The 26,600-nt window shown below is 66.1% G+C and carries 24 protein-coding genes; 10 read left to right on the plus strand and 14 right to left on the minus strand.

Features of this window, described 5'->3' with window-relative positions:
* Positions 1 to 55 precede the first annotated feature (55 nt).
* Positions 56 to 847, minus strand: coding sequence for a putative protein N(5)-glutamine methyltransferase (locus NIBR502771_RS03230; RefSeq protein WP_141161391.1), 792 nt, complete (start codon positions 845 to 847; stop codon positions 56 to 58).
* 268 nt (positions 848 to 1,115) lie between these two features.
* Between NIBR502771_RS03230 and NIBR502771_RS03235 the strand changes: the two genes are divergently transcribed.
* Entirely contained in the window at positions 1,116 to 2,177 is a 1,062-nt protein-coding gene (locus NIBR502771_RS03235; RefSeq protein ID WP_141158450.1) for a beta-propeller fold lactonase family protein, read from the plus strand.
* Positions 2,178 to 2,361: 184 nt separating this feature from the next.
* Positions 2,362 to 5,508, plus strand: coding sequence for an alpha-amylase family glycosyl hydrolase (locus NIBR502771_RS03240; RefSeq protein WP_141158451.1), 3,147 nt, complete (start codon positions 2,362 to 2,364; stop codon positions 5,506 to 5,508).
* A gap of 70 nt (positions 5,509 to 5,578) precedes the next feature.
* On the opposite strand, the gene malQ is transcribed toward NIBR502771_RS03240, so the two are convergent.
* Positions 5,579 to 7,801 (minus strand): 4-alpha-glucanotransferase, encoded by a 2,223-nt coding sequence (gene malQ / locus NIBR502771_RS03245; RefSeq protein ID WP_210411318.1) that lies wholly within the window; start codon positions 7,799 to 7,801, stop codon positions 5,579 to 5,581.
* Between the two features lie 171 nt (positions 7,802 to 7,972).
* The gene (locus tag NIBR502771_RS03250) at positions 7,973 to 8,707 is read right to left on the minus strand and encodes a GAF and ANTAR domain-containing protein (RefSeq protein WP_141158452.1); all 735 of its coding nucleotides are present in this window, start codon (positions 8,705 to 8,707) and stop codon (positions 7,973 to 7,975) included.
* A 177-nt stretch (positions 8,708 to 8,884) separates the two neighbouring features.
* On the opposite strand from NIBR502771_RS03250, the gene NIBR502771_RS03255 reads away from it, so the two are divergent.
* The 3 genes from NIBR502771_RS03255 (at position 8,885) to NIBR502771_RS03265 (ending at position 10,939) form a co-directional block, all read left to right on the plus strand.
* Positions 8,885 to 9,931, plus strand: a complete 1,047-nt coding sequence (locus tag NIBR502771_RS03255) for an aldo/keto reductase (RefSeq protein WP_141158453.1) — start codon at positions 8,885 to 8,887, stop codon at positions 9,929 to 9,931.
* 91 nt (positions 9,932 to 10,022) lie between these two features.
* A complete protein-coding gene (locus tag NIBR502771_RS03260) occupies positions 10,023 to 10,547 on the plus strand; it encodes a DUF488 family protein (protein ID WP_141158454.1) in 525 nt (174 codons plus the stop codon).
* Between the two features lie 95 nt (positions 10,548 to 10,642).
* Positions 10,643 to 10,939, plus strand: coding sequence for a DUF3040 domain-containing protein (locus NIBR502771_RS03265; RefSeq protein ID WP_246839795.1), 297 nt, complete (start codon positions 10,643 to 10,645; stop codon positions 10,937 to 10,939).
* Here NIBR502771_RS03265 and NIBR502771_RS03270 read toward each other — a convergent pair.
* From NIBR502771_RS03270 to NIBR502771_RS03310, 9 genes are all read right to left on the minus strand, one after another.
* Positions 10,850 to 11,929, minus strand: coding sequence for a DMT family transporter (locus tag NIBR502771_RS03270; protein WP_210411319.1), 1,080 nt, complete (start codon positions 11,927 to 11,929; stop codon positions 10,850 to 10,852). The genes NIBR502771_RS03265 and NIBR502771_RS03270 overlap by 90 nt on opposite strands.
* Positions 11,926 to 12,537: a TetR/AcrR family transcriptional regulator gene (locus NIBR502771_RS03275; RefSeq protein WP_141158455.1), complete on the minus strand. Its 612-nt coding sequence runs from the start codon at positions 12,535 to 12,537 to the stop codon at positions 11,926 to 11,928. Before NIBR502771_RS03275 ends, NIBR502771_RS03270 begins: the two co-directional genes overlap by 4 nt.
* A 141-nt stretch (positions 12,538 to 12,678) precedes the next feature.
* Positions 12,679 to 13,755, minus strand: a complete 1,077-nt coding sequence (locus NIBR502771_RS03280) for an L-idonate 5-dehydrogenase (protein WP_141158456.1) — start codon at positions 13,753 to 13,755, stop codon at positions 12,679 to 12,681.
* Complete coding sequence (locus NIBR502771_RS03285) at positions 13,755 to 14,525, minus strand: SDR family oxidoreductase (RefSeq protein ID WP_141158457.1); 771 nt, start codon at positions 14,523 to 14,525, stop codon at positions 13,755 to 13,757. Before NIBR502771_RS03285 ends, NIBR502771_RS03280 begins: the two co-directional genes overlap by 1 nt.
* A gap of 64 nt (positions 14,526 to 14,589) precedes the next feature.
* Entirely contained in the window at positions 14,590 to 15,543 is a 954-nt protein-coding gene (locus NIBR502771_RS03290) for a 2-hydroxyacid dehydrogenase (RefSeq protein WP_141158458.1), read from the minus strand.
* A 46-nt stretch (positions 15,544 to 15,589) separates the two neighbouring features.
* Complete coding sequence (locus NIBR502771_RS03295) at positions 15,590 to 16,351, minus strand: SDR family oxidoreductase (protein WP_141158459.1); 762 nt, start codon at positions 16,349 to 16,351, stop codon at positions 15,590 to 15,592.
* A 134-nt stretch (positions 16,352 to 16,485) separates the two neighbouring features.
* A complete protein-coding gene (locus NIBR502771_RS03300) occupies positions 16,486 to 17,499 on the minus strand; it encodes a biotin-dependent carboxyltransferase family protein (RefSeq protein ID WP_141158460.1) in 1,014 nt (337 codons plus the stop codon).
* On the minus strand, positions 17,496 to 18,227 hold the full coding sequence (locus NIBR502771_RS03305) for an allophanate hydrolase subunit 1 (protein WP_141158461.1): 732 nt from the start codon (positions 18,225 to 18,227) through the stop codon (positions 17,496 to 17,498). Before NIBR502771_RS03305 ends, NIBR502771_RS03300 begins: the two co-directional genes overlap by 4 nt.
* A 2-nt stretch (positions 18,228 to 18,229) precedes the next feature.
* Entirely contained in the window at positions 18,230 to 19,015 is a 786-nt protein-coding gene (locus NIBR502771_RS03310) for a LamB/YcsF family protein (protein ID WP_141158462.1), read from the minus strand.
* 392 nt (positions 19,016 to 19,407) lie between these two features.
* Here NIBR502771_RS03310 and nac point away from each other — a divergent pair, with 392 nt between their 5' ends.
* On the plus strand, positions 19,408 to 20,370 hold the full coding sequence (gene nac, locus NIBR502771_RS03315; RefSeq protein ID WP_141158463.1) for a nitrogen assimilation transcriptional regulator NAC: 963 nt from the start codon (positions 19,408 to 19,410) through the stop codon (positions 20,368 to 20,370).
* A 122-nt stretch (positions 20,371 to 20,492) separates the two neighbouring features.
* Positions 20,493 to 20,735, plus strand: coding sequence for a hypothetical protein (locus NIBR502771_RS03320; RefSeq protein WP_141158464.1), 243 nt, complete (start codon positions 20,493 to 20,495; stop codon positions 20,733 to 20,735).
* A gap of 98 nt (positions 20,736 to 20,833) precedes the next feature.
* Here the strand turns inward: NIBR502771_RS03320 and NIBR502771_RS03325 are convergent, their stop codons facing one another.
* Positions 20,834 to 21,529, minus strand: coding sequence for a 4-carboxy-4-hydroxy-2-oxoadipate aldolase/oxaloacetate decarboxylase (locus NIBR502771_RS03325; protein ID WP_141158465.1), 696 nt, complete (start codon positions 21,527 to 21,529; stop codon positions 20,834 to 20,836).
* Positions 21,530 to 21,576: 47 nt separating this feature from the next.
* Positions 21,577 to 22,785, minus strand: coding sequence for an aspartate transaminase (locus NIBR502771_RS03330; RefSeq protein WP_141158466.1), 1,209 nt, complete (start codon positions 22,783 to 22,785; stop codon positions 21,577 to 21,579).
* Between the two features lie 331 nt (positions 22,786 to 23,116).
* Between NIBR502771_RS03330 and NIBR502771_RS03335 the strand changes: the two genes are divergently transcribed.
* The 3 genes from NIBR502771_RS03335 to NIBR502771_RS03345 all read left to right on the plus strand — a co-directional run bounded on the left by NIBR502771_RS03335 (position 23,117) and on the right by NIBR502771_RS03345 (position 26,495).
* Positions 23,117 to 23,692: a hypothetical protein gene (locus NIBR502771_RS03335; RefSeq protein ID WP_246839796.1), complete on the plus strand. Its 576-nt coding sequence runs from the start codon at positions 23,117 to 23,119 to the stop codon at positions 23,690 to 23,692.
* A 299-nt stretch (positions 23,693 to 23,991) separates the two neighbouring features.
* Positions 23,992 to 25,371, plus strand: coding sequence for an MFS transporter (locus NIBR502771_RS03340; RefSeq protein ID WP_141158467.1), 1,380 nt, complete (start codon positions 23,992 to 23,994; stop codon positions 25,369 to 25,371).
* Between the two features lie 263 nt (positions 25,372 to 25,634).
* Positions 25,635 to 26,495 (plus strand): SDR family NAD(P)-dependent oxidoreductase, encoded by an 861-nt coding sequence (locus tag NIBR502771_RS03345; RefSeq protein WP_141158468.1) that lies wholly within the window; start codon positions 25,635 to 25,637, stop codon positions 26,493 to 26,495.
* The last annotated feature ends 105 nt before the right edge of the window (positions 26,496 to 26,600 follow it).

Raw genomic sequence — 26,600 nt, forward strand, 5'->3', positions numbered from 1 at the left:
GGTTGGCTCGATCCTCCAGGCGGCAGGCCGGATACTGGGGAGGGGGAGGACGGTGTCAGTGGGTTCCTGCCGCCACGCGCCCGACGACCACGGTGCCGTCCACTTCCTCCGAATGGACTGTCCGTGTGCCGAACCCGGCGGCGGCCAGGATTGCGGAGGTGCCGGCAGCTTGCCGCTGGCTGGTTTCGATGATCAGGTGCCCGCCGGCAGCCAGCCATCCAATGCCCCCGGCGGCGACGCGTCGGTGGAAGTCCAGTCCGTCAGGACCGCCATCGAGGGATGCCGCAGGTTCGTACAACCGCGCTTCGGGGGGCATGGTTCGGATTGCCTCCGTGGGCACGTAGGGAGCATTGACCACGAGCACCCGGATTCGGCCACGCAGTTCACGCGGCAGGGCTGCGAACAGGTCACCCGCATGAACCTGGCCACCCAGGGGCTCCAGGTTCCGCCGGGCGCACCTTACGGCAGCAGGCTCGATATCCGCTGCATGCAGTTCCACGTGCGGGGCGCTTCGCAGGATGGCCGTTCCCACGGCCCCGGATCCACAACAGAGATCCACCACTACCGGAGGCACCGGCAGTGCGGCGTCTGGCGGCAGGCCCAAGGCCTCGCCAAGCAGCAGATCCAGGGCCTCGCTGACCAGAAGTTCCGTGCGTCGCCGCGGCACGAAGACGCCGGGCGCAACCACAACACGGCCGCCGGCAAACTCAGCCCATCCCAGGATGTGCTCCAAGGGGACGCCTTCCACCCGCCGCTGGACACTGAGTGAAAGTTCCGCGGGGCCGGCGCGCTCAGCGAGGAGGAGCCGGGCCTCATCTTCGGCGAACACACAGCCGGCGGACCGCAACCGGGACACGATCTGGTTGAAGCCCGGCGGCCCGGACTGGCCATGGACAGCCCGCGAGCCGGGAGAAGGCTGAACACCGCCCTCCGGGCAGCCCAGGGTCACCTCCACGCCGGTCAGGCCCAGGTCTCCGGAGAGCGCCCGGTGCGGACAATCGACATCAATTCAGCCCTAACCACGCCCGCCTCCGCTCTTCCACTGCCGGAAACCCCATGCTAATCGGCCGCCCGGGGTACGGGAATAGGGGGTTAAACCTTGGCAGGATTGGACCATGACCAACGGCGCAGCCAACAACAGTCCAGCCACCAATATCCAGTGGATCGGCACGTACACGCCCGACGGCGGCGGCCGCGCGGACGGTATCGGCGCCGTCCGCGCGCACCTGGACGGCAGCCTGGAATGGTTGGGAACGGCCGTCGAAGCACAATCGCCGTCGTTCGTTGCTGTACACCCAACCCTGCCGGTGGTGTACGCGGCGGCCGAACAGCGCGGGAAAGTCCAGGCGTACCGCCGGCACGGCGAAGCTGCTTTGGAGGCCCACGGGGAACCGCAGCTTGCCGGCGAGGCGACCTGCCATGTTGCCGTTGACCCGCACGGCCGCTTTGTTACTGCCGCCTGCTGGGGCGACGGGCAGGTCCTCCTCTACGAGTTGGATTCCGACGGCGGCATGACCCGGCGGTTTCCCGCCGCACCATCGGTTGATCCCCACGCCGCCCTCCCGCCCGGAAGCCCCAGGCAAAGCCGTGCCCACGCCAGCCTGATGCTGTTGGACGGACGCATCATGACCACCGACCTGGGCCACGACACCCTCCGTATCTGGACCTACCAGGCAGGCGCCGGGCTGGTGGCGGACCACGAGGTCGTCCTCCCCTATGGCAGTGGCCCGCGGCACCTGGTGCAGCACCAGAACGGGAACGTCTTCATAGTTTCGGAGTACTCCGTGGAAGTCTTCGTAGTCCGCCCCGAGGCCGGCACCTACGAGCTGGTATTCCGCGGACCCGCGACGGCCGGCGGAAGCCAGCAAGGCGACTCCGCAGCCGAGATCTGCCTGGGCCCGCAAGGAAACTTCGCCTATGCCGGCGTGCGCGGGTCCAATCTCATCAGTGTCCTGGAAGTCTCCGGGGACGGCACCGAACTGATTCCCGTCAAGGACTTTGACAGCGGCGGGAACTGGCCGCGCCACCACATGGTCCGCGGGAACTTGCTCCACGTGGCGCATGAACGCTCACACAACATCGCCACGTTTGAGCTGGATCCCATCACCGGCCTCCCCGGACCAATCAGGCACACCGTCAACGTCCCGTCGCCCACCGCAGTGGTAGCCGCGGGATAGCGCTGCTGCCCCGGCGGATCCACCCGAAGGTCCCCTTCCCTAAACACTGGAGTAATTCAGTGCAAGCGCTTACAGTTGTGACTCGGTTCACAAGGCAGCATGCTGTCCTTCGAACCCTCCTGCCGCATCCCCATGTCAACGGCAAGCCTGTACAGCAGCGCTGCTTCCCAGGAAGGTCTCACCCTTGCTATTCCGCACCCCTCCCGGCGCTCCCCCACGCGCCCACCAGCCGGCCAGTCCAGCCGTAACAATTCGCCCCTCAACAACCAAGCCAACCCGGAAACGCGTTGCAGCCCGCTCCGCGGCCGGTCTTCTTGCGGCCGCCGTCGCCGTCTCCGCCGCAGTCCTCCCCGCCCATGCCGCCCCTAACGGCCCGGGTTCCAAGGACCCCGGCACCAAGAACCAAGGCTCTGCAGAAGCCCTGCATTCGCTCCGCGGTCCCGTTACCGACGAAAACTTCTACTTCGTCATGGCGGACCGCTTCAGCAACGGCAGCACTGCAAACGACCAGGGCGGCCTCGGACCCGACCCCATGGTCTCCGGTTTCGATCCCACGAAGAAGGGCTTCTACAACGGCGGCGACCTGGCCGGCCTCCGCAATAAGATCGACTACATCCAGGGCCTGGGCACCACATCGATCTGGCTGACCCCCAGCTTCAAGAACAAGGCAGTCCAGCCGGAGGACAAGTCAGCCGGCTACCACGGCTACTGGGTCACCGACTTCACCCAGATCGATCCGCACCTGGGAACCAATGACGAACTGAAGGGCCTCATCGACGAGGCCCATGCACGCGGCATGAAGGTGTACTTCGACATCATCACCAACCACACCGCTGACGTCATCGGCTACCAGGAAGGCGACCGCAAGGGCTACGTGTCCAAGGACACCGTCCCCTACAAAACAGCTTCCGGCGAACCCTTCGACGACCGCGATTACGCCGGCACCGGTGCCTTCCCCCAACTGGACGCGAACACCTCGTTCCCCTACAAGCCCGTCCTGGCACCGGGCGAAGAAAACCTCAAAGTCCCGGCCTGGCTGAACGACCCCACCCTGTACCACAACCGTGGCGACACCACCTTTACCGGCGAGGACTCCATGTACGGGGACTTCTTCGGCCTCGATGACCTGTTCACCGAAAACCCCAAGGTGGTGCACGGCATGGAGGACATCTACAAGTCCTGGATCGGCGATTTCGGCGTGGACGGCTTCCGCATCGACACCATGAAGCATGTGAACAACGAGTTCTGGCAGGAATTCGGCCCCAATGTCCTCACCTACGCCAAAGAGCACGGCAAGGACGATTTCTTCATGTTCGGCGAGGTCTTCGATACCAGCAAGAGCTTCACCTCGCAGTTCACCACCCGCAACAAGATGCAGGCAGTCCTGGATTTCCCCTTCCAGGACGCGGCCCGCAACTTCGCATCCAAGAGCCAGGACGCCAGGGCCCTGCAAACGTTCTTCGCCGGTGACGACTGGTACACCGACGCCGACTCCAACGTCTATGAGCTCCCCACCTTCCTGGGCAACCACGACATGGGCCGCATCGGCAGCTTCATCAGCCAGGACAACCCGGCAGCCAGCGACGCCGAGAAGGTTGCCCGCGACGAACTGGCCCACGAGCTGATGTACTTCTCCCGCGGCAACCCGGTGGTCTACTACGGCGATGAACAGGGCTTCACCGGCCCCGGCGGGGACCAGGACGCCCGCCAGACGCTCTTCGCCAGCAAGGTGCCGGAGTACCTTGACGACGACCTGCTGGGCACCGATGCCACGCACGCCACGGACAACTTCAACCCGAGCCACCCGCTGTACGCCAAAATCCGTGAGCTGGCTGCCCTGACCAAAGAGCATCCCGCACTGCGGAACGGTGCCCACCAGCACCGCTACGCCTCGGATGGCCCCGGCATCTACGCCTTCTCCCGCACGGACGCCCAGGACCAGCGCGAATACGTGGTCGCGCTGAACAACAGCGCCCAGCCGCAGACAGCCCCCATCCCCACCTACATCGCCAAGCGCAGCTACACGCGGATCTACGGCGAAGGACCCGACGAGGCCAAAACCTCGGAGGATGCCAAGCTGACGGTCACCGTGCCGCCGCTCTCCGCCGTCGTCTACGAATCCGCAGGCCGGATCCCGCACTCGAAGGCTGCGCCCGCCGTCGCCCTCCAGCAGCCGGCCGCAGCCCCGGGCGACAACGGGCGCATCAACGTGACGGCCGACGTCGAGGGTTCTTCGTTCAATGAGGTCACCTTCGAAGCCCGGACGGCCGGCGGCCAATGGCAGCCGATCGGCACGGATGACACCGCCCCGTACCAGGTGTTCCACGACGTCGCGGATTTGGACGCCGGCACAGCCCTGGAGTACCGCGCCACCGTGCTGGACAACGGCGGCCATACCGCCGCCAGCCAGAGCCGTCGGGCAAGCGTCCCCGCGCCGGTCCTGACCCTGCAGAAGCCCGCCGAAGGCAGCAGTGTGGAGGGAAAGGTGGAACTTAGCGCCACTGCCGATCCTGAGAAGGCGAGCAACGTTGTGTCTTTTGAGCGCAGCGTCAACGGCGGGAACTGGACCGCGGTGGGCACCGATTCCTCGTCCCCGGTGTATTCGGCAACCGATGATGTTTCCACGCTGGCTGACGGCACGAAGGTCCAATACCGTGCCGTCATGGCCGGCACGGGCTTCAACGTCACCAGCGGCACCCGGACCGTCACCGTGGGCCAGGCCCCGCAACCCGATTCGGTCACTGTGGCCGGATCACTGAACCAGGCCATGGGCTGTACGGCGCAGTGGGATCCCACATGCCAGCAGGCAAAGATGGTCCTGGACCCGGCGGACCGCATCTGGCGGCTGACCGCCGACCTGCCGGCCGGGAAGTACGAATACAAGGCAGCGCTCAACGGCGGCTGGGACGAAAACTACGGTGCCGACGGCCAGTTCAATGGCCAGAACATCGTGCTGGACCATCCCGGCGGACCAGTCACCTTCCGCTACGACAACAGCACGCACCTGCTCAGCGCCGTCTACGCCTCACAGCAGCCGTCCGCCGTGGCGGCGGCGGGAAGCATGGACAGCGAGCTGGGCTGCGCCACCGACTGGGAGCCGGCCTGCCAGCAAGCCCAGCTGGCCCTGGACCCGGCAGACCTCGTCTGGAAGCTCACCGTGCCGGAGCTGCCGGCAGGGAGCTACGAGTTCAAGGCGGCCCTCAACAAGTCCTGGGACGCCAGTTACGGGGCCGGCGGCGCAACGCCCGGGGCCAACATCGTGTTTGAGCACGACGGCGGCCCGGTCACCTTCCGGTACGACCACGTCACCCACGTGATCACCGCAGGCTAGGCCAGCGGAGAAAGCACCATGGCCCCGCCGCTTGAGGAAGTGGCGGGGCCATCGTTCTTTGACCAGCTGCTCAGGATCCGTGCAGGGATCCCTCCACCGCGGCGAGCAGCGCGTTGAACCGCTTGTTGCCGGGAAGGTCGTCAAGGTAAACCGGCCTGCCGTCCGGGCCGCCCAGCGGAACCTGCCAGTTGGGATACAGGGCTTCCGTGGTACCGGGCTGGTTCTGGAGCCGCCGCTCCCCCACCGCGTCCACCAACGCCACGCCCAGCAATACCGACGGCGACTGGGCCAGCAGGAGGTGCAGCGCCTCGATGGTGTGCTCCTCCGCGGACTGCTGGCCGGCCCCGGCAGCAGTCCCCTCGGAGAGGTAGCCCCGTTCACGCAGCAGGGCGAACATTTTCTCCAGGGATGCGTTGTGCTCGGCCCGCTCTTCCTCTTCGGACCGCTCGAGCAGGCCAAGACGGCTCCGCAGGCCCACATGGTCGCCGGCAAGGTAGCCGGCCGTGGGCGGAAGATCATGGGTATTTACGCTGGCGAGCGCCTGTGTACGGTACTTTTCCGGTGCAAGGGGCGAATCGCCGTCGTACTCGAACCACAGGATGGACGTGCCCAGGATGCCGCGGTCCGCGAGGTAGTCACGCACCCAGGGCTCGAAGGTGCCCAGGTCCTCCCCGATTACCACGGCACGGGCACGGTGCGCCTCAAGGGCCAGGATGCCAATCAGGGCCTCGTGGTCGTACCGGACGTAGGCACCGTCCCCCGGCGCATTTCCGATGGGGATCCACCACAGCCGGAACAGGCCCAGGATGTGGTCCACGCGGATGCCGCCGGCGTGGCGCAGCACGTTGGACAGCATGTTGCGGAACGGTTCGTAGCCGGCTTCGGCCAGGCGGGCCGGGTGCCACGGCGGCTGGCCCCAGTCCTGGCCCTGTTGGTTGTACATGTCCGGCGGCGCACCCACGCTGGTGTTTGGGGCCAGTACACGGCCCAGTGTCCACGCGTCGGCACTGTTGTGGTCCACGCCGACTGCGAGGTCGTGCACCACGCCCAGCCGCATGCCGGAGCGGAGCGCCGCCTGCTGCGCGCTTTCCAGCTGCTCGTCGCAGATCCACTGCAGCCAGCGGTGGAACCCGATCCGGTCCGCCAATTGCTCCCGCAATGCCTCCGCGGCCGGTGTTCCGATGGCGCACTCCGGATCCGTCCACAACGGATCGGCGGGAGCAAGGTCTTCGCGGATGGCGGACCAGAGCGCAAAATCGTCCAGGCCGGGGCCGGAGACGCGGCAAAACTCCTCGAAGGCGGCCTGCCGGGAGGGCGAACGCCGGGTGTGGTAGAGCATCTCCAGTGCCTGCAGCTTGGCCGCGTAGACGGCGTCACGGTCCAGCCGGGTGCCGTCCCTGTTCAGGCCGGCCACTTCCTCGTGCAGCTTTTCCAGGGCCGCGCGCTTCCGTGGCCGGAGGTATGCCAGCTCGGGGATAGCCTCGATCCGGATGTAGAGGGGGTTGAAGAACCGGCGGGTGGACGGCGAGTAGGGCGAGGGCTGGACGGGCGGGACGGGCTCCGCGGCGTGCAGCGGGTTGACCAGCACATAGTCGGCCCCGCGTGCGCCGCTGACGGCCGCCAGGTCCGCAAGGTCCGCAAAGTCGCCGATGCCCCATGACCGCTTGGACCGGACCGAATAAAGCTGCGTGGCCAGCCCCCAGCCGCGCCGGTCCTCAAGGGGCTTGGCCGTGTCCAGCCTGGCCGGCGTGACCACCAGCGCGGCAGTGGCTGCGGCACCCTCCGACTCCGCGTGCAGGGTGTGCCAGCCCAAAGGCAGGTCCTCGGGCAGGGAGAACGTGGCACGCCCGGTGGAAACGCCGTCCACCTGCCGGGGCTGGATCCAGATGTCCTGCTGGAGCGCCTCCCGCGATCCGGTTCCCCCTTCAAGGGTGATGGTGAGGCTCGCGGTGGCACCGTCCCGCACGTGGACCGGAACCTGGGCCGGTTCGCCCTGCTTGATGACGACGGCGGCCGGCAGCATCCGCCGCCAGGGCGCCAGTTCCACCTCGGCGAGGGCGGCTTCGATGTGCTGGTTGGTGTGGGCCTCCACCCCCAGCGCGGCAAGTACCTTGATCAGCGTGCCCTCGGCGACGGAGTGCGGCAGGCCGTCCCAGCCCTGGAAGGACGTACCCACGCCATGCGCGTCGGCCAGCTGCTGCAGCAGGTGCGGATCCACCGTCCCGGGGGCAGCGGCAGGAGGATCTTCGGGCATCGTTGGCCGTGCTGCGTGCTGCTGGTCTGCTTCCGTCATGGGTGTCCGCCTCGTCTGTGATGGTCCCGGAACTTACAGTGCTGCCTGTCGTGCCGGGCGCTCACACCCCCGTGCACAACCGTTGGTTCAGATTATTGCAGGGCAGCGCAGGGGCGAAAGCCACGCAGCATGCAGCGGGGCGGGAAAAGCTTGAGGGCGGATCCGGCCGGGCTACGGATCGAAGTGCGTGGTCACCGGCCCGTCGCTCACCCGGCCAAGGACTTCAGCGGCCAGGTCCCGCAGCTTCTGGTTCCGGTGGCTGGACGCCTTGGTGAGCAGGGCCATGGCTTCATCCTGGGTACACCGGTTCTGCGCCATGATCACCCCGCACGCCAGGTCGATCGTGGTGCGGTTTGCCATGGCGGCCTTCAGGTCATCCGCCAGGTTTTGGGCGTCGGCGATCCGCAGGGCCAGCCTCAACGCCCTGCCGGCGAGGTCGGCAAACCCCTCCGCCGTGCGGAGGACTTTGGGAGCAAAGACGCCGGGTTCCGCGGCAAAGAAGTTCAGCGCGGCGGCCTGGTCGGCGTCCAGCGCCAGGGGAACTCCCAGCACGCTGCGGCACCCGTTGTCAGCCAGCACTTTCTGGTATTCGGGCCACCGGGTATCGGTCTCAACGTCGGACAGGATCATTGGCTGCATGGCATCCAGGGATGCGATGCACGGCCCCTCCCCGAGGACCTGCTCCAGTTTGTCCAGCACGGCTGCCCGTTCACTGCTGCCGGCAATGGTGGCGCTGCGCTTGCGGCGGCGGAGCGTAACCCCGCATTCGATGAAGACGCCTGCGGCATCGCTGAGCGTTGACGCGGCAACAGCCGAGAGTTCGGACAGGAAGTCAGCAACGTTGCTGCTGCCGATGATGAGGTCGTGCAACTGGACGAACGGTTCGTCGTTATTGAGGGTGCCCATGCCTCAATATAAGCGCTGTTTCCGGCTGTTTGGGCGCCACAATTCGTCATCCCCGCTGCTCTGGTTACTCCGTGCGACGAAAAGAGAAGGACTAAAACGGAAATCTGTGCCGGCCTGCCGAATCTGTGTAGCGTCGTGACGATCCAGGGCATGGCCACTGAATGGAGGAGACCGGAGATGAGCCTGAGTGAACTGCGCGTGTTCGGGCGGTCGGGAACCCCCATCAGCCCCCTCACTTTGGGGACCATGAACTTCGGCGAGGGGACCGGCAACGGCCAGGGTGCCCCTACCGGCGCGGAGGAAAGCATCCGGATCATCCATGCGGCGCTGGACGCTGGCATCACCGCGGTTGATACCGCCGACGTCTACTCGCAGGGCGAATCGGAGCAGGTGGTGGGGCGGGCACTGCGGGGCCGCAGGGACGACGTCTTCCTGGCCACCAAGTTCCATGGCCAGATGAGCCCCAACCCGGCCCACTCCGGCAACTCGCGGCGCTGGATCACCCAGGCCGTGGAAGGCAGCCTCCGCCGGCTGCAGACAGACCGGATCGACCTCTACCAGGCACACCGGCCGGACTACAACACCGACGTCTTGGAAACCATCACCACCTTGAACGACCTGATCCGCCAGGGCAAGATCCTGTACTACGGCACCTCGGTGTTCACGCCGGCCCAACTGGTGGAAGCACAGTGGCTGGCCACCACCAACCACCTGATCCCGCCGATGGGCAACCAGGTTCCGTATTCCATGCTGGTCCGCGGCAACGAGCGCGACGTACTGCCGATTGCCCAACAGTATGGCGTGGGTGTCCTCGCGTACGGACCCCTGGCAGGCGGCTGGCTTTCCGGCAGCTTCGTCCTGGAATCCGGTCAGCCCGCCACCCGGGTGCACACGCTTCCCGGCCGGTACGACATGTCCGGGCCCACCAGCGAGCGCAAGCTGCTGGCCAAGGATTCGCTGGCCCGCCTGGCAGACAAGCTGGAGCTGTCCCTGGTGGACCTGGCCGTAGGGTTTGCCCTGACGCATCCCGCCATCAGCAGTGTGATCATCGGTCCGCGGAGCGAAGAACACCTCCAGGCGTACCTTCGCGCCGCCGACGTCCAGCTGGGCGAGACGGTACTCGACGCCATCGACGACCTGGTGCCCCCGGGCACCAACTTCGTGGAGCGGGACGCGGGCGCCATCGTGCCATCCATCGAGTTCGCGGAGTTACGACGACGTTAGCCGGCTTCCCGTACCTGGCGCCCGCCACGCGGCGGCGCCAGGTACGGCGGCGCCAGGTACGGCGGCGCCGCACCTGCCTATGATGGCCGGGATGGAGACGCTGTTCACGATCGGCCACGGCACTGGATCCCAGGAGGACTTCACAGCGCTGCTGCAGACCGCCGGCGTGACGTCCCTGGTAGATGTCCGGATAGGCCCGGGCAGCCGCAAGTATCCGCATTTCGGAAAGGACCGCCTGTCGGTGTGGCTTCCGGAGGCGGGGATCGGCTACCGCTGGGAGAAACGGCTGGGCGGCTTCCGCAAACTGCTCCCGGACTCCCCGGACACGGCCCTCCGGAATGACTCTTTCCGAGCCTATGCCGGCTACATGCGCAGTGAAGACTTCCTGGCGGCAGCCGCAGAACTGGCGGCCGGATCCCAGGTGGCCCGGACAGCGATCATGTGCAGCGAAACCCTCTGGTGGCGCTGCCACCGCCGCCTCATCGCCGATCATTGCGTGCTGCTGGCCGGGCTGCCCGTTAAACACCTCATGCCACCCGGCAAGGCCGTACCCCACGTACCCACCCATGGAGTCCGGGTTGTGGGCGATGAGCTGCGCTACGACGTCCCGGCATGAGGGCAGCCCGGGGGCGGCTGAAACTATTGACTAAGTGGTAGAAGGCTCCTACGGTTTGATACCGAAACCGCCTCCCAGGGAAGCAGGGGCCTGCCATGCCAATGTCCGACGAGGAGCGACGCCTGCTCAAGGAGCTGGAAATGGGGCTGATCGTGGATGATCCCCACCTGGCCATGGAACTGCTCTCCGGCTATCCGGCACGTCGTCTTCCTGCAGGCCTGTTCCCGGGCATGGCGGCGGCCCTGATCGGCGTGGTGCTCATCCTCGCCGGGGCCGGGATCCCCGCGCCGGGGGCAATGGTGCTAGGGATTTTGCTGCTGGGGCTGGGGGCATGCCTGCTGCTGGGGCCCACGGTACTGGCCCGGAGCGCCCGGCGGCAGCACACCGGTTGATTCTGCCGCCGGAGGTTCTGCAGCACGCGGCTGCCCCGCTGGAACTTTTGCCGGGCGGGGGCGCGGCGCCAGGATGAACAGGCTGGCCAGGACGACGGCGGCGCCAAGCCACCCGGGTGCCGGGAGCCTTTCGCCCACCACCAGCACGGCCAGGACGGCTGCCACCGCGGTTTCCAGCAGGGAGATGCCGGTGGCGGTGCTTGCCCCCACCCGGGCCAAGCCCCAGCCGAACAGGAGGTACCCGGCAAACATGGGGACCACAGCCATGTAGGCACCCACACTGACGTTGCCCCAGGACTCCAGCAGCGGGCCGCCCGTCACCGCAAGGACGGGCATCAGCAGGAGTCCGCCCAGCCCGAAAATGCTCCCCATCGCAGCCCTGGACGTGACCCCGGTGGCCGCCAGGCGGTGCGCCGTCCAGGAGTACAGTGCGTAGGTTGTGCCGGCCAGCAGGCCAAGGAGGATTCCCGCCGTCGGACTCCAATCCGCGGCTGCTTCCGCAGCAGCCGGTGCGGCTGCTGCTGGGGCAGGCCCTGCCGGCGTGTGCCCGGCGAAGGAGAGCAGCGCAGCGCCGCCGACTCCCAGCAGTGCCCCAAGGATCCATTGCCGGCCCAGCCGTTTCCTGTCCGCGAAGCGTTCAATCAGGGCTGCCGCCACAGGGGCGGAACCGATTGAGACGACCGTTCCCACTGCAACGCCGGAGAGGTGCATGGAGCTGTAGAAGGCCAAGGGGTAGACGGCCACGGCCACGGCACCGAGCGTCGCAAGGCGCCACCGGCCGAGCAGGCTGCCCGCCTGGGCCGCGATGTGCCGTGCGGCGAAGAGTGCCTGCAGCAGGCCGCCCAATCCCATGGCCACGGCGCCAATGGCGAGCGGGCTCACGCCGGGGGCGAAGGCGGCCGCGGTCCCGGTGGTGCCCCAAAGGACGGAGGCCGCCACCACGCACATTGCTCCCCGGAGTTGGGCTTTGGGGTGGTGCGTGACGTTCATAGGGCGTCCAGCAGGTGCCCGGCAATGCTCCTGGCTTCCTTCAGCGGACCGTCATCGCCTTCCAGCCCGGCCCTGGCCATGGCACCCTCGAGCAGGAAAGCCAGGTGCGCCGCGGTGGCGGGGGCCAGCTCTTCCCGTCCCGGCAACAACCCCGCCACATGCGCGGCCAGGAGCTCCTGGACCTCCTCCTTGTGGCGGCGCACAGCTTCCCTCCCGGGATCGCCGGCCGGGAGTTCCGCGGCGGCGTTGAGCAGGCCGCATCCCCGGAAGCCGTGCCGGTAGGCGAAGTTGGCGTGGTCCAGGTAGGCATCGAAGACCGCCAGGGCCTGGTCCCGCGGCGTTTTCGCCGTCTCCAGCCGCCGGCGGTACAGGCCCAGCCATTCCTCATGCCTGGCCTCCAGGTAGGCGGCCACCAACTCCGCTTTGGAACTGAAGTTGTTGTAGAGGCTCTTTTTGGCCACTCCGGCCTCGGCCGTGATGGTGTCGATCCCGGTGGCTGCGACGCCGTTGGCATAGAAAAGCCGTGCGGCAGCTTCCAGCAGCAGCTCGCGGGCCGGGCGCCGTGCCGGGGCCGGGAGGCCTTGGGTTGGGAGGCCTGCTGCAGCCATGGTTCACTCCTCGCACGTTGATAGGTAGACCAGTCTACCTACCAATGTGCGAGCGTGAAACCCCTGTCCCGGCCGGCTCGCCGGCGGTGGACTTGCCGCAACCCGGGACTCCCACCGCGACCAAGGGTGGCAGTTGCCCGCTTATTGGGCCTGCCCGGCGTTGCCGAAGGAGAGGAGCACTTTGCCGGAGCGGGTGGAGTCCTTGGCTACCTCGAAGGCGCGGAGGGCATCGGCCAGCGGGAATTCGTGCGTGATGACGGGCTCGATGTGCAGGGACCCCTCGGCGAGTGCCGCGATGACGTCATCAATCTCGTCGTTGAAACGGAACGAGCCGAGCAGTTGCAGTTCGCGGGTGATCGCCAGGGAGATGGGCACCGGCTGCATGCCGGTGGGCAGCAGCCCCACCATCACCACGGTGCCCCCGCGCACCGCGCCGCGGATGGCAGAGGCCAGCCCATGGTGGTTGCCGGAGGATTCGATCACGACGTCGGCCTCCACGGCGGCGATGGCTTCGGCGTCCGCGGCGTTGATCACCTGGTCCGCACCCACGGCCTTGGCGATTTCCAGCGGTTTGGGATGGAGGTCGACGGCGGTGATATGGGCTGCGCCCGCGCGCTTGAGGACGGCGACGGCGAGGGCGCCGATGGGGCCGGAGCCGATGACCAGCGCGGTTTTTCCGCGGACGTCCCCGGCCCTGGACACGGCATGCCAGGCGACGGATGCGGGTTCGATCAGTGCTGCAGTGCGCAGGTTGAGGCTGTCCGGGAGCGGGCGGAGCATCCGGACGGGCAGCGTGACGTAGCGGCTGAAGGCGCCGTCCTTATGCGGGTAGCGGGCGGCGCTGCCCAGGTACGTGCAGCCCGGGGAGAGGTTGGGACGGTCCGCGGGATACCTGGCGGCGCCTGGACCGGGCGTTGCGGGGTGGACGGCGACGGCGGTTCCTGGCTGCGGCCCTGAGCCGTCCGCGGCCTGGCGCACCACCGTGCCGGAGATCTCGTGGCCCAGGACCAGAGGCGCTTTGAGGATGGACTCCCCCGCCGCGCCGTGCAGCCAGTAGTGCAGGTCTGAGCCGCAGATGCCGCCGTAGAGGACCTCGACCACCGCTTCGTCGGGTGCGGGCTGGGGCACCGGGACCTCGTCGATCCGCAGGTCGCCGGCGGCGTGGGCCACCAGCGCAGGACCCGTGGCCGGCAATGCGATATCAAGGGGCGTTGCCATCAGACCACCACCGTCATTCCGCCATCGATGAAAATGGTCTGTCCGTTCACGAAGTTGGAGCCATCCGAGGCCAGCCACACCACGGGACCGGCGAGGTCCTCCACGGTGCCCCAGCGGTGGGCGGGTGTCCGGCCGAGGATCCAGGAGTTGAACTCCTCGTCGTCCACCAGGTTCTGGGTCATCTCGGTGTGGATGTAGCCGGGTGCGACGGCGTTGATCTGCAGCCCGGAGGCCGCCCATTCGGCGGTCATGGCCCGGGTGAGGTTCCGCAGCCCGCCCTTGGCCGCGATGTACGGGGCGATGGTGGGGCGGGCCAGGTCGGTCTGCACAGAGCAGATGTTGATGATCTTTCCGCGGCCCCGGCCGATCATGTGGCGGGCCGCCTCGCGGCCCACCAGGAAGGCACTGGTGAGGTCCGTTGAGAGGACGCGTTCCCAGTCCGCCACATCAAGATCCAGCATGGGGACCCGATGCTGGATGCCGGCGTTGTTCACCAGGATTTCCAGCGGGCCCACGTTGTCCTCGATCCAGCGGATGCTGCGGGCGGCGGCGTCGTCGTCGGTGACGTCGAAGGCCACACTGTGGATCCGGCCGGGCGGGAAGCCTGCCGCCATGGCCGTCTCGGCGTCCTTGAGCCGCTCCGGGTTTACGCCGTTGAGCACTACTGTGGCACCGGCGTCGGCCAATGCCTTGGCAAGGGCCGAACCGATGCCCCTGCTCGAACCCGTGACCAGGGCTACGCGCCCCGTGAGATCAAAAAGCCCTGTCATGTCCTGGTTACTTCCTCTTCATTGTTGTGTCGTGCCGCCGTATGCATTAAATCCCGGCAGCCGTTTAGACCGAGCCCTGCTCGAAGGGTCCCTGCTGAACCAGGTTGGCCGGGGTTTGCCCGGCCGCCAGGGCCTCGAGCTGCTGTTTAAGGAGTTTCAGGATCCGGGGCTCAAAGGCCGAGGCGTTTCCGCCCACGTGCGGGGTGATGAGGGCGTTCTCCGACGACCAGAGCGGGTGGCCGGCGGGAAGCGGTTCGGGATCGACGACGTCGATGGCGCACTGGAGGCGGCCGGAGACCACTTCGCGGGTCAGGGCCTCCGTGCTGATGACGGCGCCGCGGCCTACGTTCACTACCAGGGCACCATCGGGCAGGGCGGCCAGGACGTCCCGGCCCACCAGGTGGTGGGTGTTGCCGTTCAGGGGCAGGACGGAGACCAGGATGTCGTGGTCGGCGGCGAGGGCCACCAGTTCGTCCGGGCCGTGGACCTGCCCTTCGGCGTCCATGCGGGCCGTGCTTCCCACCCGGGTGATGGTGACTTCGAAGGGTGCCAGGCGGCGGGCCAGTTCCTTGCCGATTCCGCCGATGCCCAGCAGCAGGACCTTGCGGTCGGCCAGGGACTGGCGGCGCTGCGGCTTCCAGCTTTCAACCTGCTGGTCCCTGACGGCCTGGTCGATGCCGCGCAGCTTGGCGAGGATGAGGCCAACGGCCAGCTCTGCGGTGGCAGCTGCATGGACGCCCGAGGCGTTTGCCACTGCGGCGCCCGGACCGGCGGCCTCGCAGACGCCGTCGTACCCTGTTGACTGCGTCTGCACGAACTTGAGGTCCGGGACCTTGCCCAGGGAGCCCAGCACTGCCCCGGCGTTGAGGTAGGGCAGGATGACGCCGTCGATGCCGCCCAGGTCCACGCCGGGTGCCTCCTTCATATCCCAGACCACCCCGCGCAGGCTGCCGGGAAGCGGCGACAGGTCGGCCAGGAGCTGGGAATCGGGAAAGCTGACGGTGTGCACGTGCTGCATTGGTGGTGGCCTATCGGGTAGTGGTGGTTGAAGTGCCGGTCGGGCGTCAGGCGGTGGGCTCGCGGCGGTCGAAGGTCAGGCCGCCCGGGACCTGGAACGTGGGCATAAGCTCAAGCATGCCAACATTCACGTGCCGCGGGGTCTCAATGGCGTAATCAAGGGCGTTGACAATGTCGTCGGTAGTGAGCGACTCGTAGCCTTCGTAGAACGTCTTCCAGGCTTCTTCCATGGCTTCGGGGCTGCCACCCATGTTGCGGCCGAAGATTTCGGTTTCCACCCGGCCGGGGCAGATTTCGGTGACGCGGATACGCTTGCCCACGGTGTCGTTGCGGAGCTGGCGCGAGATCTGGTGCACCGCGGCCTTGGTGGCGTGGTACACGGTGTGGCCGTAGAAGTTGTACACGCCCGCGATCGAGCTGATGTTCACCACGTGGCCCAGGTCCCGCTCCACCATTCCGGGCAGCACCAGCCGGGTGAGCTGCAGCAGCCCGCGGAGGTTCACATCCACCAGTTCGTCGATGTCCTGTTCGGAGGAGTCCAGGATGTTGCCGGGCCGGGACACGCCGGCGCAGTTCACCAGGACGTCCACCTTGAGGTCGCGGACGACGGCGGCGAGCGCAGCAGTGTCTGTCAGGTCCACCACGTGCGGGACTGCTCCCGTGCGGTCGGCCAGTTCGGCGAGGCGTTCCTCGTTGCGGGCCACCGCGTGGACGGTGAGGCCCCGCTTGGCAAGCCGTTCGGCGATGGCGGCGCCCATGCCGGTGGAGGCTCCGGTGACCAGGGCCGTGGTGTAGTCGGAAAAAGGCATTTGATACTCCAAAGTGGGAATGGACGGGCTCTTGCGTCCGGCAAGGGGCTGGACGCAGTGGTGGGCAGGGGGTTAGGGGTCGCGCAGCACTTTGTGGGTGCGGTCCTGGGCGGTGGTCCGGGCATTCATGACGTTCAGGCTCCTGACGCCGGGCTGAGTTCGTACCAGCGCTCGCCGGCGCCGACCCCGAGGAGTCCGAAGACTGTGTCGATCGTCTTCCGGAGTCTGTCCAGCTCCTGGCAGGCAGTGCGGTGCATGGCTGTTGCTTCAGCCACGGTTGTCTTTCTGAAGGTGACGGTGTGTCCAGGCCTGGACTGTGCCAGGACATCCAGGGAGCGGCTCGTAACGACTCCCAGGACCGGATAGCCCGCGGTAACGCCGCGTCCCCGGTGCAGGACCAGCAGTTCGTCCCGGGACGGAACCTCGATGGCCCCCACCGGGACACCGCGGGACAGGACCTCGGAGGTGAGCTGGCGTTCGGGCAGTGCGCCGCCGAGCCGGAGTCCGATGTGGTTGCTTCGGGGGCTCACGGTGTACTGCGAGGTGAAAAGCAGGCCTGCGGTGTCGCCGAATTCGGCTACGTCCGGCCCGTCGGTGACGTCGATGACCGGGTGGGTGGTGAATTCCGGCTTTGCCAGCCCCAGCCGGAACAGGGGCAGGCCGAAGTATGGCTGGGTGAGGGGTGCGGTGGTCTTTTGCGTTGCAAGCCGGGTGCCCTCAACAAGTTTCAGTCCGAAGCCCACCACCGTGTCCGGTGCGCAACTGCCCAGCAGCGTGGGGACAGTGAAGGATCCGCGGACGGCGATGTAGGCGCGGAGACCGGTGCGGATTCCGCGGACCGTCACTGTTTCGCCGGCCCGGACGGAGACGGGCTCCCACTGGGGGCAGCCGCGGCCGCCCACAGAGAGGTCCAGCGGCGCGCCGGTCACGGCGATCAGCAGGTCCGTGGTGGCGCGCATCCTGAAGTCCAGGGCGGTGAGTTCCAGCAGCGGATCGTTGTCGCCGTTGCCGGCCAGGATGTTCGCGGCCTTGGCCGAAAACTGGTCCAGGGCGCCGTTGACGGGAAGTCCGAATGCAGGACCCTTCGTCCGGCCAAGGTCGGTAACGACGGAGTGTCCGGGCTGAAGGACGATGAGTGACCCGGTCATGGCCGGGCCTCCAGGAACTGCCCCTCGTACTTTCCGAAGTCCTCCGGAGGAATGCGGTAGAAGCGCAGTTCATCGCCGGGGACGTAGGGCACCAGGGGTTCGCGTGCTGCGTCCAGGACCGCCAGGGGGGTCTGGCCGATGACGCACCAGCCTCCTGGTGCGACTGCGGGCGCGATCACGGCTTGGCGTCCGGCCACGGATACTGCACCGGCGGGTACGGACAGCCGCGGGTCCTTGAGCCTGGGGACGGGGACCGGGAAGTCTGGTCCGTCCATCATGGGCGAGCCTGCCGGCGCTCCGAGGCAGCGGATGACGTAGGTCTTGGCCGTGTGCCGGGTGATCACGTCCTGGACATCCAGGCCCTGGTGGTCTGCCACGCTTTCCAGGTCCGGCCCGTAGCTGCCCCCGTAGACGACGGGTACTTCGAAGCGGCGCGGCTCGCGCAGGGTGGTGCCCACGAAGTCCAGCTGGCGCATCCCCAGGAGGATGAACGCCCTGACCTGGCGGGCGGAGGTGAGGTAGGGGTCGTATTCGACCAGGACGGAGTCGTAGGTGGGAACGGCGCCGTGGATGCCTTCGACACCGACGGTCGCCAGCCAGCCGGCCAGGGCGTGGACCGTGGCCCAGTTGGCTTCTGCGTCACCGGACTGTGCCACCACGCGCAGGGCGGCGTCGCCCGACTCGTAGATGTCCAGCATTGTCCGGCTGGTTGTCGTTGGGGCGGCCATGGTCAGGAAACCTTTTGCTTTGCGGCGAGCACTTGCGCCAGCGGGGCAATGGTGACGCCCGCGGCGATCAGTTCGCTGCGAACCAGGCGGGCAAGTTCGACGGCGCCCGGATTGTCGCCGTGGAGCAGCACCGTGTCGGCATGGACGGCGATGTCGCTGCCGGAGACTGTTTCGATGAGTCCTTCGGTCACCATCCGCACAGTGCGCCGGACAATGACGGAGGGGTCGTGGATCACGGCGCCGGGCCGGCTGCGCGGCACCAGGGTCCCGTCATCCTGGTAGGCGCGGTCCGCGATGCCAACGATGGCCACCCGCAGGCCGCGCTCCGCCGCCGCAGTGGCGAGTTCACCGTCCTGCGCCAGGATGATCAGTTTCGGGTCCACCCGGGCGGCGGCATCCGCTACGGCTCGGGCGTAGTCCGCGCGGGTGGCCACCAGGTTGCCCAGGCGGCCGTGGGGAGCCAGGTGGGAGACGGTACCGCCGTGGTAGGCGGCAAACGCCGACAGGGCACCCAGCTGGTAGATGACATCGTTGCGGACTTCGTCAGCCGTGAGGTCCATGGCCCGGCGGCCGAAGCCGCGAAGATCCGGGAAGCTCGGATGGGCGCCGATGCCAACTCCCGTCCTGACACATTCAGCCACGGTGGCGTCCATGATGTCAGGGTCCCCTGCGTGGAAGCCGCAGGCGATGTTGGCGCTGGACACGATGTCCAGGAGGGCGTTGTCGTCGCCGATCGAGTAGGCGCCAAAACCTTCACCAAGATCCGCTACGAGATCAACTGTGGGCATTGCGGGCCTTCCTCTGCTGGTGCTGCGGGTGTAAATCAGTGTGGCATCGGGATTGGAGCCACACAAAGACGAATGCGGTATCACGCTATAGGGAACAGTTATGACCTTTAGAGGCGCTATTGGCGGCCCAAAAAATGCAAGCGGCCCTTATTTCGTGACAACAAGACTGGCTTTTCCAATAAATTGTTTCCCTACTTATGCACAAAATATATGCCGGCATCAAAACCGGCGATGGCTTGGGTCGGGATAGAATGCTCTGGTCATTGGAAAGTCATCTGCAATTAACCTATGCCCGAGACTCGGATCACACAAAGACGTATTGCATGTCCCGCCATAGCGCCAACGTATGACCCCGCATGCTGTGCCGTCCCCGGCTGGAAAAGAGGAGCGCTATGGACACCCGGAAGCTGGCGTACTTCGTGAAGATCGTCGACTCAGGAAGCATCACGAAGGCGGCCGCCGCCCTCCACGTCGCCCAGCCGGCGCTGAGCCAGCAGGTGTCGGCGCTGGAAACGGACCTGAAGCAGCGGCTCCTGATCCGGAGCAAGCAGGGCGTGGAGCCCACTGCGGCGGGCCATACCCTCTACCGGCATGCCCAGACCATCCTGCGCCAGGTGGAGCAGGCAAGGATCGATGTGGCAGCTTCAGGAGCGGCACCTTCCGGGCGCGTCTCCATAGCAATCGCTCCCTACAGCATGGCCTCAAGCCTTACCCCGCGGATTATCCGCGAAGTAGGGCGGCGCTATCCCGACATCGTGCTGCACCTGACCGAGATTTACGGCGGCGTACTCAGCGAGGCCATCAAGAACGGGCGGCTGGACATGGCCCTCATCTATGAACCGGGGCCCATTCGGGGTGTGCAATTCACCACCCTCATCGTCGAGGACCTGTACCTGGTGGTCAACGCCGCGCGGGAGCTTCCGGTGGACCCCGGGGCCGGCACCATCGCCCTGGAAGCGGCGGCCACGCTGGGCCTGTTCCTGCCAGAACGGATCCACACCCTGCGCCAGGTGGTGGAGGCGGGCTTCGACAGCAGGGGCCTCACGCTGCACCTGGTGGGGGAAGTGGAATCCGTGCCGTCCCTGACCAGGCTGCTGCGCAGCGACCTGGGTGCGACCATCCTGCCCAAGTCGGCCGCGGATGCCCTGTTCCATGAGGAGGACTTCCGGGTCCTCCGGATCACCGGACCTGCACTGCAGTGCAAGATCGCGCTGTGCACTCCGGACCACGAACCGCTCTCCGAGGCCGGTTCCGCCGTTCTGCTGGTACTGAAGGAAATGCTCCAGGAAATGCTGCGCAGCAAATACCAGCCGTTTTCCAGCGGAACACGCTCAGCTGGCGCGGATGCATCATAAGCGGGCCTTATCAGGTCACGCCCCATTAGTCTTATCCATAGATTTTGCTGCGTCCTAGGATAAAAGCCATAAAGGTTCGCCAACGGCGTTACCCGGCACAAATGATTCCCTTGGAGCCCAGCATGAAAAAGATCACCAGCCTGCAATACCGGAAATCCTCGGAACGAAGGATCCAGCTTAAGGCCAGCACCGGTTCGCATTGCCCCACCAATGGTTTCTGGCGGCCCGAGGACGGTGCTGCCTCGGATCCGGTGTTTGTCTTCGAGGGCAGCATGATGCCGCCGGGCAAGCGGGGATCCACCATGTGGTACCTGGACGACTGCCAGGTGGGGCCACCTGCGTACCTTCTTCCCGGGATGAACTGAGGTGGCTTGAACCACCGCACTTCGCCGGCGGCCAAGAGAAGGCCCGGAGTTCCAGAAGGAACGCCGGGCCTCTGTGGTTTAACCCCATCGGCGTGAAGCTACAGCGCGGGCTCCAATTCGGCGTCTTCCACCAGCAGCCCCTTGGCCTTCAGGACCTCAGTCAGCTTGCACAGCTCGATGGTGGTGCCACCCTCCTTGTAGCGGCGGATGAGGTCGTCCTCAGCGTCCACGCGTGCCTGCGACAGCTTGATGACTTCCTCGATCTCATCCTTGCGGACTACCACCACACCGTCGGCATCACCCAGCAGGACATCGCCCGGGTAGACAATTTCGTCGCCGAACACCAAGGGATGGTTGACCGGGCCAATGGTTTCCTTGACGGTCCCCTTAATGCAGACACTGCCGGAGAACACCGGCAATCCGAGTTCAATCAGGTCCTTGGTGTCGCGGACACCTGAATCCGTGACCATACCGGCCAGGCCTTTCGCCTTCATGGCGTTGCCCAGCACGTCGCCGAACGTCCCGGCTTCCTCGTACTCACCGGCTGCCACCAGGACAACGTCACCCTTCCGGGCGTAGTGGATGGCCACCTGAAGCATCAGGTTGTCCCGCGGTGCACAGACCACTGTGACGGCGGGGCCGCAGAAGGACATGCTGCGGTCAATCGGCTTGATCTTCGAACTCAGGGCACCTTTGCGGCCCTGCGCTTCATGCACTGTGGCAGAGGAGAACTTGGAAAGTCGCTGAACGGCATCTTCGGAAGGCCGGTCGAATTTCGTTTTGACATGGATCATGAGGTGCTCCTGTTTTGTAGAAAGCGTGGGCAACGTGGTGGTTTGGGTCAGGCCAGCGCCCTGACGGCCTTTTCGATGGCAGCGATGGAATCCTCGATCACCGGCAGCCCGGTGGCATAGGAAATCCGGAAGTAGGGGCTTAGTCCATACGCCGACCCCTGGATGACGGCAACAGACGCCGCTTCCAGCAGGTACAGCGTGAAGTCCTCGTCGTTGCTGATCTGCCTGCCATCGGGCGTCGTCTTGCCGATGACCCCGGCGCAGTTGACGTACGCGTAAAAGGCGCCTTCCGGCGTCGCGCACTGCAGGCCGTTGACCGCGTTCAGCCCGGACACTGCCGCGTCACGCCGCTCGCGGTACACGTCAACACTTTCGCGGACGAATGCTTGGTCTCCGGTGAGTGCCGCGGCGGCAGCTGCCTGGCTGATCGAGGACGGGCAGGAGGACATTTGGGACTGCAGCTTGTTGATGGCAGCCACCAGGGGGGCCGGTCCGCCGGCGTAACCCAGCCGCCATCCGGTCATCGCGTAGGCCTTGGAGACCCCGTTGGTGACCAGCACACGGTCCTTGAGCCCAGGGGCAACGGCCACGAGACCCGTTATGGGCTCTTCGCCGAAATGAATCCCGTCATAGATCTCATCGGTGAGGACATAGACGGCAGGGTGGTCCATGAGGACGGCGGCCAGGCCTGCCAGTTCTTCGCGGGAGTACACCGCTCCTGTGGGATTGGAGGGCGTGTTGAGGATGACCCATTTGGTGTGCTCCGTCAGTGCGCCTGCGAGTGCCTCAGGGGTTAGCTTGAAACCGGTGTCCTCACCACAGGAAACGATGACGGGGGTGCCTTCGTTGGCGAGCACCATGTCCGGGTAGGAGACCCAGTATGGCGCGGGAATGACGACCTCGTCGCCCGGATCGAGAGTGGCCATGAACGCGGTGAAGATGACCTGCTTGCCGCCTCCCCCGATGGTGATTTCGCCGGCGGTGTATTGCTGGCCGGTTTTGCGGTGCAGCGTCTGCAGGATGGCTTTTTGCAGTTCGGGCGTCCCGGTGACCGATGTGTACTTGGTTTCACCACGGTCGATGGCCGCGACGGCAGCGTCCTTGATGTGCTGGGGCGTGTCGAAATCCGGCTCGCCGACCGTCAGGTCCAGGATCCGGCGGCCCTCGGCCTTGAGCTCCCGGACACGGGCCGCCGCGGCAACGCTGGGTGAGGATTTGATACGGGTTACGCGTGACGCGGGCACGAATTCAGGCATGGTGTCTTCCAGGCTTCCGGTACGGATGAGGGTGGTTCATTCGAGCCTAGGGAAGGAGCCTGCCCCTTGGATAAGACCTAAAGTGCGTGGACAGATAAGCAGCCCTTATGACGGAGCACATAGAACTTTCGCCTATTGCTCCACGCACTTTTGGTATTGCCCTGCCGGCTTGCCTGAGGCGTAGCCTGCAGGGTGGATAACTGGCCCAATGAAGGCACACCGCCGGCCCCCGCGGCGCCTCCAAGGCCGACGGGCCGGCCCGCAGGAGGGGTACGCCTGCCGGCGGGAAGCCGCGCGGGCAGTGAAACACTAACGGAGACAAGGAGCAGAGGTGCCCGGCAGAGAAATTCACGTTCGGATACCTCCGCGTTCAGCCAGCACCGGGACGGGTGCGGCCGGCGCGGCAGCGTACCGGTACCGCGGCGTCCCGAAGCCGGACCCCGCCACGGCCCGAGCCCAACAAGCCCTGGCCATGCTGGCCCAGCTGAGGACGACCCTGGCACTTCGGTCCAGCAGGGTACGTGCCCTCACCGCCGAGTTGGGTGATTGCCTTGCCCAGGCCGTGTGCGATGGCGTGAAGGTTGCCGCTGTCGCGAAGGCCGCCGGACAGCCGGCAGCCAGTATCCGGTCTGCCACACTGGCACGCGGCGAGCTGTACCCGTCCGGCCAAACCCGAAGCGGGCATCTTCACCTCATTGCGGGATTGGCTTCGGAGCTGGCGGCAGCAGAAGGCGCCCGCAGTGACGCGGAAGAACAACGAACGCAGGTACTGGCCCTGGCCAGGAAGTCCCGGCTCCTTGACGACTACCAACTTGCCGGGGCAAGCGGTCTCAAGTCCGACGAAATCCGCAAAATGACCAGGGGCGTCGGCTTGCGTGTGGCTCAGCCCAGTAATCGTCCCGCCTGATCCCCTGCCGGCGGCCTTACGCTCTGCCATCCCCGTTCCAAGGCGAGCTTCCTGTTGTCCCAGGTCCCCGGTTCTTCGACTCCAAGCCATAACAAATCGCTATGTAGGTACATAAAAGCGGACTTTGTGTGACCCACACCGCAAACGTTAACTTGATGTTTGAGGCCGGTCCGCAAAGCCGTAAACACGATTTGCGAGAGAGCTCACAGCAGGACCAACAGGATATTCCACTCAAGATCTCTTTCCGAGAGCCCAGGTTTAGCGGCAACCGGTGTTCACCCATCACCCACGGAGACGAAATGACAGAAACCACACTTCCCAGGAAGACCCCGGTCAAGGCCGCAATCGCGGCCTGGATCGGTACGACGTTGGAGTACTACGACTTCGCGGTGTACGGCACCTCGTCGGCGTTGGTTCTGAACGTGCTCTTCTTTTCACCCGAGCTTCCCCAGGGCCTCAGCGTACTGCTCGCCATGATCACCTTCGCGGTCGGCTACGCGGTGCGCCCCCTCGGCTCCCTCATCCTGGGGCCGCTGGGCGATCGTCGCGGCCGCAAGTTCGTCATGATGATCACACTGTTCGGCATCGGCGGCTGCACCTTCCTGATCGGGTGCCTGCCCACATACGCCCAAATCGGTCCTCTTGCTCCAGTCTTGCTCGTGCTGATCCGCGTCATCCAGGGACTGTGCCTCTCCGGTGAGCAGCCCAGTGCCATCACCATGAGCCTGGAGCATGCTTCCGAAGGCCGGCGCGGGTTCCTCGCGAGCTTCACCACCTTGGGTTCCTCCTCCGGCACGCTGCTTACCCTGTTGGTCTTCATCCCGATCGCCGCCATGCCCTCGGAGCAGTTGCTGAGCTGGGGTTGGCGGCTGCCGTTCTGGGCCTCCGCCCTCGTAGTCGTAGCTGCCTACCTGATCCGCCGCCACATCGAGGAGCCGCCGGAGTTCGTAAAGGCCCAGGCCGCCAAGGTGAACGTTGCTCCCCTCCGGCATCTTCTGCGCTTCCACTGGCGTGCGGTGCTGCGGATCGTGTTCTGTGCCCTCATCGCGGGCACGAGCTACATGATGCAGACCTTCTCGGTGGCATTCGGTACCGCCGGATACAAGCTGGATAAGCCGACCATGCTCCTGACGACCACGGTCTCGGCCGTAATCGCGCTCGGCATCACGCCCCTGGCAGGATTCCTTGTGGACAAGATCGGCCGCAAGACGATGTTCCTCATCGCAACAGGCGGCGTGGGCGTCACGATGGTCCCCTACCTGTGGTCAATCACGACCGGGAACTGGTCGCTGATCTTCCTGTTTGGCATCATCAACTACTCCCTCTTCTACTCAATGGTGAACGCGTCCTGGCCGTCATTCTTCGCGGAGATGTTCCCCGGCCGCCTGCGCGTCTCCGGGCTCGCTCTTGGCACCCAGGTCGGCTTCGCCATCTCGGGCGTCATCGGCCCCGTTCTCTCGACAGCACTCGCCGGCCCCGACCTGAAGGACTGGGTCGGACCGTCCATGGTCGCGCTCGGGTTCATGGTCCTGGCAGGAGCCTCAGCCCTCACCGCCAAGGAGACCAGGAAGTTCACCCTCAAGGAGCTCGACGAGGTGCAGCAGAGCGAGCGGGAAACGTCCGTGCTCACGGCCGCGGCCATGTCCCCAAGCCCGGCTGCCCGCGGCCTCGCTGGTTAGACCCAAGAGCGGGATGACGGGATATCTCCCTTGAGATGATCACGGACTCGCGGTACGTCCCACAACGTTGATTCCGTTGTGAACAAGTGAAGACCTCTTAGTGACGGCACCAACAGCCAACCACTAAGAGGTCTTCCTGTTGCCAGGGCCGCCGCACCACCAATACCCGCGTACCCTGGTTCCGGTCCGGAAGACCCTGGCCAGCCGCCCCGAACAGGTGCTGGGATAGTGTCGTCAACTGCTGGCGATGTGGAGGCGATGGCATGGCACGGCTGGACGGGCGTATTGCGTTGGTGACCGGTGCCACCGGTGGGATAGGGCGGGCAGTAGCTGCCGGCCTCGCCCGCGAAGGTGCAACGGTGGTGGTCGTGGGCCGGAGTGTGGCGCGGGCCCAGGCGGTGATGGCGGATATCCGCACCCACGTTCCGGGAGCGGACCTTGAGCCACTCGCCTGTGACCTGTCACTGCAGTCTTCGATTCGCTCTGCCGTGGACCAGTTCCGCTCCCGTCACGGCAGGCTGGATGTGCTGGTGAACGCGGCCGGCGTGTTCCGCAAAGAACGCCACGAAACTGCCGAAGGGCTGGAACTCACCTTCGCCACGAACGTGATGTCCTACTACCTGGTCACCGGGCTCCTGCTGGACGACCTCAGGAAGGAAGCGTCAGCCGCGCTGCCGTCACGCGTCATCAATATTGCGTCAAAGTACGGTAACGTCCGGATCCCCTTCGATGACCTGCAGACAGCGACGGGGAAATACAGCTTCCTGCGTTCCACGCCGCCCACCATGCTGGGCCGGGTCCTCCTGACCCAGGAATTCGCCGCCAGGCTGCGTGGAACTGGGGTGGTAGTCAACGCCGTCCATCCCGGACTGGTGAAGAACACGGGGCTGTTGCAGGACGTGGGCGGCCCGTTCCGGTGGATCACGAACACCTTGGGAAAGTCGGCAGAGAAAGCTACCGACACGTCCCTCTGGCTGGCAACCTCGCCCGAAACGGCGGGGCTGACCGGCAAGCTGTGGGCAGGCCGGAAGGAGCTTCCCACCCCCGGCATGGGTTCTGACCCGGAGGCGCGGCGGCGGTTGTGGGACGCTTGTGCCGGGCTGGCAGGGAACGACTTCCGGTGACCAACGCCGTCCGCGCCCGCCCCAGGGGCCGGATGCCGGGGCACGGGAATTAGTTGCGCCCATCCGGCGTTGTCGATTTGTTCAGAACAATCTGGACAACTAAAG

Source organism: Pseudarthrobacter sp. NIBRBAC000502771 (genome assembly GCF_006517215.1).
GTDB classification, from domain to species: Bacteria; Actinomycetota; Actinomycetes; order Actinomycetales; family Micrococcaceae; genus Arthrobacter; species Arthrobacter niigatensis.